Below are 12,108 nucleotides of genomic sequence, written 5' to 3'. Positions count from 1 at the left end.
GTTCCTATTTCTGCCAGTTAGGGGCACGTTTTTCAAAAAAAGCAGTTAGGCCTTCTTGGCCTTCTTCAGATACACGAATGCGTGCAATGCGTTCTGCGGTTAACTCAATAAGTGCATCATCAATTACGTTGCCAGCGACATCATTTATAAGCTGCTTTGCTGCTTTAACGGCAATAGGGCCATTGTTGACAAGGTTTTGTAAGTGTTTGTCGAGCGCTGTTTGTAAATCGCCGGTGATCTGGTGAATTAAACCCAGTTGCTTGGCTGTATGAGCGTCGAATATCTCAGCCGTTAAAAAGTAACGACGTGCAGCGCGCTCACCAATAGCTTTAATGACATAAGGGCTGATAACCGCAGGAATAAGACCAAGCTTTACTTCACTTAAGCAAAATTGTGCATCGTCTTGGCAAATCGCAATATCACAACACGCAATCAAGCCTAGCGCACCGCCAAAAGCAGCACCTTGTACGGCACAAATTGTAGGGTGAGGGCTTGTAGCAAGGACTTTCATAAGCTTTGCCAGCTGCATTGAATCCGCTAAGTTTTCAGCAAAGTCATTGCCTGCCATCGACTTCATCCAATTTAAATCAGCGCCAGCAGAGAAGTGCTTACCCTCGGTTTTTAAAACCAGAGCGCGCACATCACAGCTATTTGCGTGTTCAATTAAACGGATCAGCTCACTAATGACTTCTTCGTTAAATGCATTGTGTTTTTCAGGGCGACTTAGTACCAGTACAGCCACATTTGATTTTGTTATTTCGAGTGTTACTGACATAAGGCCTCCATTACATTCTAAATACGCCGAACTGCGAATCGCGCTCTGGTGCATTTTTAGCTGCGCTTAAGGCAAGCCCTAATACATTGCGAGAATCAGCAGGATCGATAATGCCATCATCCCAAAGGCGGGCACTGGCGTAATATGGATGACCTTGTTTTTCGTATTGCTCGATAATTGGCTTTTTAAACTCACTGACTTGCTCATCAGTCATGCTTTCGCTTTTACGGGCTAAACCGTCTTGTTTAACTTGTGCAAGAACGCCAGCCGCTTGTTCACCACCCATTACAGAGATTCGGGCATTTGGCCACATCCACATCATGGTTGGTTCGAATGCACGGCCACACATACCGTAGTTACCTGCACCATAAGAGCCACCAATTAACACGGTGAATTTTGGCACATCAGCACATGACACAGCGGTTACCATTTTCGCACCATGCTTGGCGATGCCTTCGGCTTCGTATTTTTTACCAACCATAAAGCCAGTAATATTTTGTAAAAACACCAAAGGAATTTTGCGTTGTGCACATAGTTGAATAAAGTGCGCGCCTTTTTGCGCCGATTCACTAAATAAAATGCCGTTGTTGGCAACAATACCGACAGGGTGACCAAATATTTTTGCAAAGCCGGTTACTAATGTTTCGCCAAAATAGCGTTTAAATTCATCAAATGATGAATCATCAACAACACGTGCTATTACTTCGCGTACATCAAATGGCTTTTTAAGGTCGGTACCCACAATGCCGTAAATTTCGTTAATGTCGTAACGCGGCGGTTTAACATCATCAAGTAACGGTGCTGTTGGGCGCTGATAGTTAATTCGTTCAATACATTGGCGCGCAATCGAAAGCGCGTGGGCATCGTTTTCAGCATAGTGATCGGCAACACCTGATGTTTTACAGTGAACATCAGCACCACCTAGCTCTTCAGCACTGACTTCTTCACCCGTAGCCGCTTTAACCAGTGGTGGGCCTGCTAAGAAAATTGTGCCTTGCTCTTTTACGATAATACTTTCATCAGCCATCGCTGGTACATAAGCACCACCTGCAGTACATAAACCCATTACGACCGCAATTTGAGGAATGCCTTTACCAGACATACGTGCCTGATTATAGAAAATACGGCCAAAATGTAATTTATCTGGGAATACATCATCTTGTTCAGGCAGGTTTGCACCACCTGAATCAACTAAATAAATACACGGTAAATGACAACGCTCTGCGATATCTTGGGCACGTAGATGTTTTTTCACTGTTAGTGGAAAGTATGTACCGCCTTTTACGGTTGCATCATTGGCGATGATCATACATTCAACGCCTTTCACACGACCAATACCGGCAACAACACCTGCACAAGGAATGGCTTGTTCATACACGCCAAAGGCTGCAAATTGTGAAATCTCTAAAAATGGCGAGCCTTCATCAAGTAGCGTTTCAATACGGTCACGAACAAACAACTTACCACGGCCTTGGTGGCGCTCAATCAGGGCAGGGCCACCGCCTAAACGGATATCAGCTACTTTTTCACGTAAGTCAGTTACGAGTGCTGCCATGTTGTCGTGATTTTGCAAAAATTGCGGATCGTGTGGATTTACACTCGATTTTAAAATCGTCATAACAAGGTCCTATCGGCTTTCAGTGAATAATTCGCGACCAATTAGCATGCGGCGGATTTCAGAGGTACCTGCGCCAATTTCATACAGTTTTGCATCACGTAATAAACGACCTGTTGCGTATTCGTTGATATAACCATTACCACCTAAGATTTGAATAGCATCAAGGGCCATCTTAGTTGCCAGCTCTGCGGCATATAAAATTGCGCCAGCGGCATCTTTACGTGTTGTTTCGCCGCGGTCACATGCACGAGCTACCGTGTAAACGTATGAACGAGCAGCATTCATTTGTGTGTACATATCAGCGATTTTGCCTTGAATAAGCTGGAACTGACCAATTGGGCTATCAAATTGTTTACGCTCATGAATATAAGGAACCACAATGTCCATACATGCTTGCATAATGCCAAGCGGGCCTGCCGCTAAAACAACACGCTCATAATCAAGGCCGCTCATAAGTACTTTTACGCCTTCGTTTAAGTTACCTAGAATGTTTTCTGCTGGTACTTCGCAGTTCTCGAACACTAATTCACAGGTGTTAGAGCCACGCATACCAAGTTTGTCTAGCTTTTGCGCAGTAGAGAATCCCGGAGTGTTACGTTCAACGATGAACGCTGTGATGCCTTTAGGGCCGGCATTTAAATCTGTTTTTGCATAGATAACAAAGGTATCGGCATCTGGACCATTAGTGATCCACATTTTGTTACCGTTAAGAACAAATACATCGCCTTTTTTCTCAGCTTTTAATTTCATTGATACAACATCAGAACCTGCATTTGGCTCACTCATCGCAAGGGCACCAATGTGCTCACCGCTGATAAGTTTTGGTAAGTACTTTTCTTTTTGTGCTTGTGACCCATTACGGTTAATTTGGTTAACACATAGGTTTGAATGAGCACCATAACTTAAACCAATCGAGGCACTTGCACGGCTAATTTCTTCCATTGCGATTACGTGCTCAAGGTAACCAAGGCCAGCACCGCCAAATTCTTCAGGCACTGTCATACCTAATAAACCCATTTCGCCAAGTTGTGGCCAAAGTTGATTAGGGAAGGCATTGTCTAAATCTGTTTGTTCTGCAAGTGGGGCGATTTCTTGGCTAGCAAAGCTATTAACGTGATCGCGGATCATGTCTGCTGTTTCGCCAAGTCCGAAGTTCATTTCTTTGTATAGTGAAATAGTGCTCATAATGTGTGTTCCTGTGAGAGTCTGTCGACGAGATTGTTGTCAGGTTATTCGTCTAAATTATTAAGGGTTTCACGACAGCGGCGTTCTGCTGTAACCAATTCCATCAGTACAACTTTAATGTCGTCCATTTGTTGGCTTAGGTCCGCTTTTTTCTCTGCGATAAGGTCAAGCATAGTCACTAGCTGTTTAGCGCTTGATTTATCAGCATCGTAAAGTTCAAACAAACGACCCGTTTCAGCTAAGGTAAAACCTAAGCGTTTACCGCGTAGAATAAGTTTTAGTCTTACTTTGTCGCGTTTTGAATAAATACGGGTTTGACCATTGCGCTCAGGTGAGATCAGGCCTTGGTCTTCGTAAAAGCGGATAGAGCGGGTGGTAATATCAAATTCTTTTGCTAGTTCGCTGATACTAAACGTTTGCTCATTGCTAGCAGGTTCAACTGCTGCACTTTCAAAGTTTGTTTGATTGTCTTGTTTCATGATTTATTTACCTCATTCGAATAACTCCAATATAAGTGAAGTTTACGTAAAGGTAAAGGGTGATTTGGGAGTTATACTTTAGACTTATAAAGATAACTGGTTGGATTTGTTGAAAAGCTCTATTTATCTAGCCTTGTAAGCAGATGTTCGATTTTTAATACAACAAAATACAGATAAGTTTACAGTTTTAACGACCGCAAAAAAGTTGATTTTAGATTTACGTTGGCGTAAACGTAAATATTATGTATGCTGAATTAAATCGAAATTAAACTATAACAAATTAACTGTTTGGTTACACATGATTTGAACACATGATGATAACCACTAACATGGAGCCAATTATGACTACTGAAGCCGTTGTTATTGTTGCCGCAAAACGTACCCCTATGGGTGGTTTTATGGGCGCACTTAGTGGTGCTCACGCAACTGATTTAGGTGCTACAGCTATTAAAAGTAGCTTAGAGCAAGCTGGTTTATCTGCCGATAAGATTGACGAAGTGATCATGGGCTGTGTATTACCAGCTGGTCTTGGTCAAGCACCTGCGCGACAAGCAATGTTAAAAGCGGGCCTTAACCAAGGTACTGGCGCAACAACAATCAACAAAGTATGTGGCTCTGGCTTAAAGGCTGCAATGTTTGCCCATGACTTAATTAAATCAGGCTCTATAAACACCGCTGTTGCAGGTGGTATGGAAAGCATGAGTAACGCGCCTTATATGTTACCGAATGCACGTTCAGGTATGCGTATGGGTCATGGCGAAGTAAAAGATCACATGATGTGTGACGGCCTTGAAGATGCTTACGACAACAAAGCAATGGGTTGTTTTGCACAAGATACTGCCGATCAATATTCAATTGGTCGTGAACAAATGGACAACTTTGCACTTAGCTCACTTACTAAAGCAAATAGCGCAATTGAAACAGGCGCATTTGATAATGAAATCGCCGCACACACTATCTCAACACGCAAAGGTGATGTGACTGTTGCGATTGATGAGCAACCAGGCAATGCACGTCCTGATAAAATTCCAGGTTTACGTCCTGCATTTAAAAAAGACGGCACAATTACAGCTGCAAACTCGTCATCAATTTCTGATGGTGCAGCAGCGCTTGTGTTAATGCGTGAGTCAGATGCTAAAGCACAAGGTTTAACACCACTTTGCCGTATTGTTGCTCACAGCACACATTCTCAAGCACCAAGCGAATTTACTTTAGCACCAGTTGGCGCGATGCAATCGCTTTTAGAAAAAGCCGGTTGGTCTGTGAATGATGTTGATTTATGGGAAATCAACGAAGCGTTTGCCATGGTGACTATGCTTGCAATTAACGAGTTAAAACTTGATGAAAGCAAAGTAAACGTAAACGGCGGTGCCTGTGCACTTGGTCACCCAATTGGTGCAAGCGGCGCGCGTATCTTAGTTACCTTAATTCATGCATTAAAGAATCGTGGTCTTAGCAAAGGTGTCGCCTCACTGTGTATCGGTGGTGGTGAAGCTGTTGCTATGGCAGTTGAAGTTATTTAATCGCTTTAGAATTTTAATCTCTCACAGCCGCAACGTATTTTAAAAACTATCATGTTGCGGCCTCTTTATACCCACTGGGGAGGAGTGCCTCATGCACCAAGTACCTTTATTTATCAACGGCGAATTTACCCAATCAAGTTCAACGCAGTTGATTGATGTTATCAATCCTGCAAACCAAGAAGTGTTAGCTCAAGTCCCGTGTGCAACGGATGCTGAAATGGATGCAGCCATTGCCTCTGCAAAAGAAACGTTTAAAACATGGAAAGAAGTGCCAATTTCTGAGCGTGCGCGCATTATGATGAAATACGCCGCACTACTAAAAGAAAACCATGATGAGCTTGCGACGATTATTTGTCATGAGCTGGGTAAAACATTTGAAGATGCCAAAGGCGATGTTTGGCGTGGTATTGAAGTTGTTGAGCAAGCAGCCAATGCACCATCACTCATGATGGGCGAAACAATGGAAAACGTAGCGCGTAAAATCGATACCTATTCTTACATGCAACCGCTGGGTGTCTGTGCAGGTATTACGCCATTTAACTTTCCTGCGATGATCCCATTATGGATGTTCCCGCTGGCTATTGTGTGTGGTAACACCTTTATTCTTAAACCATCAGAGCAAGATCCACTAACACCAATGCGTTTAGCTGAATTGTTTGTTGAAGCGGGTGCGCCAAAAGGGGTGTTACAAGTTGTTCATGGTACAAAACCACAAGTTGACCGTTTATTAGAAGATCCAGCCGTACGCGCTATTTCATTTGTTGGTTCGTGTGGTGTAGGTGAATACATCTATTCAAAAGGCACTGCAAACCTTAAACGCGTACAAGCTTGTGTGGGTGCAAAAAACCACATGGTAATTATGCCTGATGCAAGTAAATCGCATGTTGTAAATAACCTAGTCGGTGCGTCTGTAGGTGCTGCGGGTCAGCGCTGTATGGGTATTTCGGTTGCTGTATTCGTTGGTCAAGCAAAAGACTGGGTTGATGAAATTAAAGCAGGCTTTGAAAACGTACGCCCTGGTGTTTGGGATGATGCTAACGCGGCTTACGGCCCACAAACATCAAAAGCAGCTAAAGATCGAATCTTATCACTTATCGCAAGTGGTAAAGAACAAGGTGCAACGTGCTTAATTGATGGCTCTGACTTTACTGTTGAAGGCTACGAACAAGGCAACTGGGTTGGCCCAACATTATTTACTGATGTAACAACAGAAATGGATTTATACAAAGAAGAGATCTTTGGTCCAGTACTGGCTTGTATGTTTGTAGATACACTCGATGAGGCGATTGAGCTTATCAATAACTCGCCTTACGGTAACGGTACTTCGTTATTCACATCAAGCGGCGCTGCTGCACGTAAATTCCAACATGAAATCGAAGTAGGTCAAGTTGGTATCAACGTGCCAATTCCTGTGCCACTACCGTTTTTCTCTTTCACCGGTTGGAAAGGCTCATTCTACGGTGACCAACACACCTACGGTAAGCAAGGTATTCGTTTTTACACAGAAACGAAAACAATTACTTCACGTTGGTTTGAGGATGATATCGCCTCAGGTCCGAACATGAGTATCAACCTTAAATAAGCCGTAATTAATTTACTGCTGAGCGAGCACACGCTCGCTCAAAGAGCACACATTTAAACGACAACAATAATTCTTTTAAGTATATGACAACAAATAGAGGTCTACTATGGACTTTAATTTAACCGAAGATCAGCAAGCGTTTGCTGAAACAGCCCGTCAGTTTGCAGAGTCTGAACTTGCGCCTAATGCAGCTAAGTGGGACCAAGAACACATTTTCCCTAAAGACACCATTAAAGCAGCCGGTGAGCTTGGCTTTTGTGGTTTATATACCCCAGAAGAAGCGGGTGGCTTAGGTTTATCTCGCCTAGATTCAAGCATTATCTTTGAGCAGCTTGCCATGGGTTGTACAGCAACGACTGCTATGTTGACCATTCATAATATGGCAACGTGGATGATTGCAAGCTTTGGTACTGATGAGGTTAAAGCCCAGTACTGCGAACAATTAGTGATGGGTGAGTTACTTGCTTCTTACTGTTTAACAGAACCGGGTTCTGGCTCTGATGCAGCATCACTAAAAACTAAAGCGGTAAAAGAGGGCGATGAGTATGTGATTTCAGGCTCTAAAATGTTTATTTCGGGCGCCGGTGAAACTGATTTACTTGTGGTTATGGCGCGCACTGGTGGTGAAGGCGCAGCAGGTATTTCGGCATTTGTTGTGCCTGCTGACGCGGCAGGTATTGAATACGGTAAAGCTGAAGAAAAAATGGGTTGGAATGCACAGCCAACACGTTTAATTAGCTTTGAAGGTGTCAGAATTCCTGCGGCTAACTTACTAGGTCAAGAAGGCGAAGGCTTTAAGTTTGCAATGCAAGGCTTAGACGGTGGTCGTATTAATATTGCAACTTGTTCAATAGGTACAGCTCAAGCAGCTCTTAATACTGCACGCGAATACTTAAAAGAACGTGAGCAGTTTGGTAAGCCATTAGCTGCTTTCCAAGCACTGCAATTTAAGATTGCCGATATGAACACCGAGCTTGTTGCCGCTCGTCAAATGGTGCGCTTAGCCGCATTTAAACTTGATACGGGTGACAGCGAAAAAACCACTTACTGCGCGATGGCAAAACGTTTTGCTACAGATGTTGGCTTTAAAGTCTGTGACGACGCACTACAAATTCACGGTGGTTACGGTTACATCAAAGAATATCCATTAGAGCGTCATTTTAGAGACGTACGTGTACATCAAATTCTTGAAGGCACAAACGAAATCATGCGTGTGATTATCGCACGTCGTATCTTAGCTGAGTCAGCTGGCGACATTCTATAAGGAGCAACCTATGTCTAATCCATCGATTGATTTAAATATTGAAGGTAATGTAGCGGTTTTAACCATGAATAACCCGCCAGCGAATACCTGGACACAAGATACATTAACCGCGCTTAAAGACACTGTGACTGAGCTAAATGCTAACAAAAATGTCTATGCATTAGTGATTACAGGCCAAGGTGAAAAGTTCTTTAGCGCTGGTGCCGATTTAAACGTGTTTGCTAGTGGTGATAAAGGCGTTGCTGCCACTATGTCAAAAGTGTTTGGTGATGCATTTGAAGCATTAACAAATTTCCGTGGTGTATCAATCGCGGCAATTAATGGTTATGCCATGGGCGGTGGTCTGGAAGTGGCTCTTGCTTGTGATATTCGTATTGCTGAAGAGCAAGCTCAAATGGCACTTCCTGAAGCGAAAGTTGGATTGTTGCCTTGTGCTGGCGGTACGCAAAACCTTGCGTGGCTTGTTGGTGAAGGTTGGGCAAAACGCATGATCTTATGTGGCGAGCGCTTAAAAGCAGACAAAGCACGTGAAATTGGCCTTGTTGAAGAAGTCGTTGGCACTGGTGAAAGTTTAGCTGCGGCAATGAAACTTGCTAACCAAGTTGGCGAACAAAGCCCGGTTGCTGTGACTGCATGTAAAGAGCTTATTCAAAAAGGTCGCACACAACCTATGGCTCATGCATTGCCACTAGAGCGTGAGTTATTTGTACAATTATTTGATACGCAAGACCAAAAAGAAGGCGTTAATGCGTTCTTAGAAAAGCGTAAAGCTAATTGGGTAAATGGCTAATGACTAACGTAACACTACTAAATCATCAAGATGCGCCTGTGGTGTTTGAAACTGCTGAGGCCGAGAGCGGCCTTATTGCAATTGCGACACTCAATGCGCCTAAGTCGTTAAATGCCTTAAATTACGACATGATCCAATTGCTTGAGCCACAGCTTAGAAAATGGGCTAACGATGACGCAGTTGCCATGGTCATTCTAAAAGGGGCTGGCGAAAAAGCATTTTGTGCTGGTGGCGATGTAGTAAGCCTACATAAAGCAATGAGCACAGGTGAGCCTGCTAACTACATTGAAGATTTTTTTACCCATGAGTACAAATTAGACTACCTAATTCACTGCTATGAAAAGCCAATATTACTTTGGGGAAATGGCATAGTCATGGGTGGCGGTCTTGGCTTAATGGCTGGTGCAAGTCACCGTGTGGTAACCGAAACATCGCGTATCGCAATGCCTGAGCTAACCATTGGTTTATACCCAGATGTTGGCGGCAGTTATTTCTTACATAAAATGCCTGAGCAAGTGGGTTTATTTTTAGGGTTAACTGCGGCGTCTATCAATGCTGAAGATGCATTGTTTGTTAATCTTGCTGATCACTATGCAACAGCAGATAAATATGACGCTATTTTAACGGCTATCACAGCTGAAAAGTGGGGAAAAACAGCCTCATTAAATCACGAAAAGCTAACTAACATTCTAATCTCTATTGATAATATTTCAGGCCGTGTCCCTAAAGGTAACGTAAAAGATAACCTTGAGGTTATTCAAAAGCTGGCTGAATTTGACTCACTGCAGGGCAAGATTGACTACATCCAAGGTTTAGAAACCGAAGATAAATGGCTTACCCGTGCGCAAAAGTCATTAGCGCATGGTTGTCCGCTTAGTTGTGCGCTGGTTGAACGTCAATTAGCTAATTCAAAAGAGATGACGTTAGCACAGTGCTTTAAAATGGAGCTGGGTATGTCGGTTCGCTGTGGCGAAGTAGGTGAGTTCCAAGAAGGAGTTCGTGCGCTACTAATCGACAAAGACGGTGCACCAAACTGGCAGTTTAAATCGCTTAGCGATATCGACGAAGCAGTTGTAGATAGCTTCTTTACAGCACGCTGGGATGAGCAATCTCATCCACTTAACTCATTAACGTCATCTTAAGTCCAAGGGGTAAACAAATGGCTAAATTAACAATAGGATTTATTGGTTTAGGCAACATGGGTGGCCCAATGGCGGCAAACCTTGTCAATGCAGGTCATACAGTTCGCGTGTTTGACTTAAATAAAGCGGCGGTCAGTGATCTTGCCGATAAAGGTGCAATTGCTGCAAATGATGCGGCTGAGTGTGCAATTGGCGCTGATATTTTTATCAGTATGCTACCGGCAAGCAAACACGTTAAATCGCTTTACTTAGGTGAAACGGGTCTTATTAACTTACTTGATAGCAAAACCTTAGTTATTGACTGCTCAACCATTGATGCAGAATCAGCACGTCAAGTGGGTAGCGAGCTTGCTCAAAAAGGTATTGATTTTGTTGATGCGCCGGTATCAGGTGGTGTTGCAGGTGCAACAGCGGGCACTTTAACCTTTATCGTCGGTGGTGAGCAAAGCCACTTTGAAAAAGCCAAACTGGCTTTAGTTGATATGGGTAAAAACATCTTCCATGCTGGTGAGATTGGTGCAGGCCAAGTCGCAAAAATCTGTAACAACATGCTGCTCAGCATTTTAATGGCTGGTACCAGCGAAGCGCTACAAATGGGCATTAACAACGGGCTCGACCCAAAAGTGTTAAGTGACATCATGACTGCAAGCTCTGGTCGTAACTGGACACTTGAGCTTTATAACCCATGCCCTGGTGTAATGGAAACGGCGCCAGCAAGTAATGATTATAAACCGGGCTTTATGGTTGATTTAATGGCGAAAGACTTAGGTCTTGCTATGGAAGCGGCTCAGCAAAGTAATTCATCTACCCCAATGGGGTCAATGGCGAAGAATCTATACACTATGCTTCAGCATCAAGGTGCGGGTAGTGATGATTTTAGCGCTATTTTTAAATTATTCTCGAAGTAGGAGATTGTTGTGGAAATTAAAAACAACAACATCGTAATTACCGGTGGTGCGCAAGGTTTAGGTTTTGCGATGGCCGAGAAATTTGCATCGCTTGGCGCGAACATCGCCCTTATCGATATGCAACAAGACGTACTTGATACTGCAGTATCAGCGCTTGCCAAGCATGGCACAAAAGTCATGGCGTATGCTGCTAATGTCACAGATGAAGACGCTGTGGTAGCAACGCTTAATACTATCAACAAAGACTTTGGCCATATCGGCGTGTTAATTAACAACGCGGGTATATTACGCGATGGTATGTTTATCAAAGCAAAAGAAGGCAAAGTAGTTGATAAAATGTCGCTGGCTCAATTTCAATCTGTGATTGATGTGAACCTGACCGGTGTATTCTTAGCTGGTCGTGAAGCTGCGAGCCACATGATTGAGTCAGGCAAAGGCGGTGTAATAGTTAATATGTCGAGTGTTGCCCGTGCTGGTAACATCGGCCAAACAAACTATGCAGCGTCTAAAGCCGGTGTTGTTGCTATGACAACGGGTTGGGCGAAAGAATTAGGTCGCTTTGGTATCCGTGTTGGTGCAATTGCACCAGGTGTTATTCGCACCGCGATGACAGATGCAATGAAACCAGAAGCAAAACAACGCATGATGGCGGTAACGCCAGTGGGTCGTTTTGGTGAAGCAGAAGAAATTGCCCAAACAGCACAATACATTGTAGAGAATGACTTCTTTACAGGTCGTGTTGTTGAAATTGATGGTGGTATCCGCCTTTAGTTTTAAATGGTAACCCTTTACCCATTGAAAGTACCAAAACGGTAAGCCTAGCTTGCCGTTTTTTTATTTTT

At 43.5% G+C, this 12,108-nt stretch carries 11 protein-coding genes; 7 read left to right on the top strand and 4 right to left on the bottom strand.

What is annotated here, in order from left to right; all coding sequences use genetic code 11:
- Positions 1-4: 4 nt before the first annotated feature.
- Genes AAEU31_RS16460 through AAEU31_RS16445 form a run of 4 tightly spaced genes read right to left on the bottom strand, consistent with a single transcriptional unit; the run spans position 5 to position 4,057 of the window.
- A complete protein-coding gene (locus AAEU31_RS16460; protein WP_054553800.1) occupies positions 5-775 on the bottom strand; it encodes an enoyl-CoA hydratase/isomerase family protein in 771 nt (256 codons plus the stop codon).
- Between the two features lie 10 nt (positions 776-785).
- Positions 786-2,393 carry a carboxyl transferase domain-containing protein gene (locus AAEU31_RS16455; RefSeq protein ID WP_421967775.1) on the bottom strand — a complete coding sequence of 536 codons (1,608 nt, stop codon included), beginning with the start codon at positions 2,391-2,393 and terminating at the stop codon, positions 786-788.
- Positions 2,394-2,402: 9 nt separating this feature from the next.
- Positions 2,403-3,578, bottom strand: coding sequence for an isovaleryl-CoA dehydrogenase (locus tag AAEU31_RS16450; RefSeq protein WP_135924632.1), 1,176 nt, complete (start codon positions 3,576-3,578; stop codon positions 2,403-2,405).
- Between the two features lie 44 nt (positions 3,579-3,622).
- On the bottom strand, positions 3,623-4,057 hold the full coding sequence (locus tag AAEU31_RS16445) for a MerR family transcriptional regulator (protein WP_036968456.1): 435 nt from the start codon (positions 4,055-4,057) through the stop codon (positions 3,623-3,625).
- Between the two features lie 341 nt (positions 4,058-4,398).
- Between AAEU31_RS16445 and AAEU31_RS16440 the strand changes: the two genes are divergently transcribed.
- The 7 genes from AAEU31_RS16440 (at position 4,399) to AAEU31_RS16410 (ending at position 12,037) form a co-directional block, all read left to right on the top strand.
- The gene (locus tag AAEU31_RS16440) at positions 4,399-5,580 is read left to right on the top strand and encodes a thiolase family protein (RefSeq protein ID WP_421967774.1); all 1,182 of its coding nucleotides are present in this window, start codon (positions 4,399-4,401) and stop codon (positions 5,578-5,580) included.
- Between the two features lie 91 nt (positions 5,581-5,671).
- Positions 5,672-7,162: a CoA-acylating methylmalonate-semialdehyde dehydrogenase gene (locus AAEU31_RS16435; RefSeq protein ID WP_135924628.1), complete on the top strand. Its 1,491-nt coding sequence runs from the start codon at positions 5,672-5,674 to the stop codon at positions 7,160-7,162.
- Positions 7,163-7,268: 106 nt separating this feature from the next.
- Positions 7,269-8,426: an acyl-CoA dehydrogenase family protein gene (locus AAEU31_RS16430; RefSeq protein ID WP_138557508.1), complete on the top strand. Its 1,158-nt coding sequence runs from the start codon at positions 7,269-7,271 to the stop codon at positions 8,424-8,426.
- Positions 8,427-8,436: 10 nt separating this feature from the next.
- Positions 8,437-9,216 carry an enoyl-CoA hydratase gene (locus tag AAEU31_RS16425; RefSeq protein WP_105180497.1) on the top strand — a complete coding sequence of 260 codons (780 nt, stop codon included), beginning with the start codon at positions 8,437-8,439 and terminating at the stop codon, positions 9,214-9,216.
- Positions 9,216-10,358 carry an enoyl-CoA hydratase/isomerase family protein gene (locus AAEU31_RS16420; protein WP_421967773.1) on the top strand — a complete coding sequence of 381 codons (1,143 nt, stop codon included), beginning with the start codon at positions 9,216-9,218 and terminating at the stop codon, positions 10,356-10,358. The genes AAEU31_RS16425 and AAEU31_RS16420 overlap by 1 nt, the downstream gene beginning before the upstream one ends.
- 17 nt (positions 10,359-10,375) lie before the next feature.
- On the top strand, positions 10,376-11,266 hold the full coding sequence (gene mmsB, locus AAEU31_RS16415; RefSeq protein WP_421967772.1) for a 3-hydroxyisobutyrate dehydrogenase: 891 nt from the start codon (positions 10,376-10,378) through the stop codon (positions 11,264-11,266).
- A 9-nt stretch (positions 11,267-11,275) separates the two neighbouring features.
- The gene (locus AAEU31_RS16410; RefSeq protein WP_421967771.1) at positions 11,276-12,037 is read left to right on the top strand and encodes an SDR family oxidoreductase; all 762 of its coding nucleotides are present in this window, start codon (positions 11,276-11,278) and stop codon (positions 12,035-12,037) included.
- Positions 12,038-12,108: the final 71 nt, after the last annotated feature.

Origin of the sequence: Pseudoalteromonas thalassia (genome assembly GCF_049257215.1) — a bacterium.
Classification (GTDB): Bacteria; Pseudomonadota; Gammaproteobacteria; order Enterobacterales; family Alteromonadaceae; genus Pseudoalteromonas; species Pseudoalteromonas lipolytica_C.
Note: the sequence above shows the minus strand (reverse complement) of the source record. Positions and strands in the feature narration are given on the sequence as shown.

Bases quoted from the DNA above. Each gene is read 5' to 3' on its own strand.
- AAEU31_RS16420 (WP_421967773.1), top strand. From the start codon at position 9,216: ATGACTAACGTAACACTACTAAATCATCAAGATGCGCCTGTGGTGTTT.
- AAEU31_RS16430 (WP_138557508.1), top strand. From the start codon at position 7,269: ATGGACTTTAATTTAACCGAAGATCAGCAAGCGTTTGCTGAAACAGCC.
- AAEU31_RS16460 (WP_054553800.1), bottom strand. From the start codon at position 775: ATGTCAGTAACACTCGAAATAACAAAATCAAATGTGGCTGTACTGGTA.
- AAEU31_RS16445 (WP_036968456.1), bottom strand. From the start codon at position 4,057: ATGAAACAAGACAATCAAACAAACTTTGAAAGTGCAGCAGTTGAACCT.
- AAEU31_RS16425 (WP_105180497.1), top strand. From the start codon at position 8,437: ATGTCTAATCCATCGATTGATTTAAATATTGAAGGTAATGTAGCGGTT.
- AAEU31_RS16450 (WP_135924632.1), bottom strand. From the start codon at position 3,578: ATGAGCACTATTTCACTATACAAAGAAATGAACTTCGGACTTGGCGAA.
- AAEU31_RS16440 (WP_421967774.1), top strand. From the start codon at position 4,399: ATGACTACTGAAGCCGTTGTTATTGTTGCCGCAAAACGTACCCCTATG.
- AAEU31_RS16455 (WP_421967775.1), bottom strand. From the start codon at position 2,393: ATGACGATTTTAAAATCGAGTGTAAATCCACACGATCCGCAATTTTTG.
- AAEU31_RS16435 (WP_135924628.1), top strand. From the start codon at position 5,672: ATGCACCAAGTACCTTTATTTATCAACGGCGAATTTACCCAATCAAGT.
- mmsB (WP_421967772.1), top strand. From the start codon at position 10,376: ATGGCTAAATTAACAATAGGATTTATTGGTTTAGGCAACATGGGTGGC.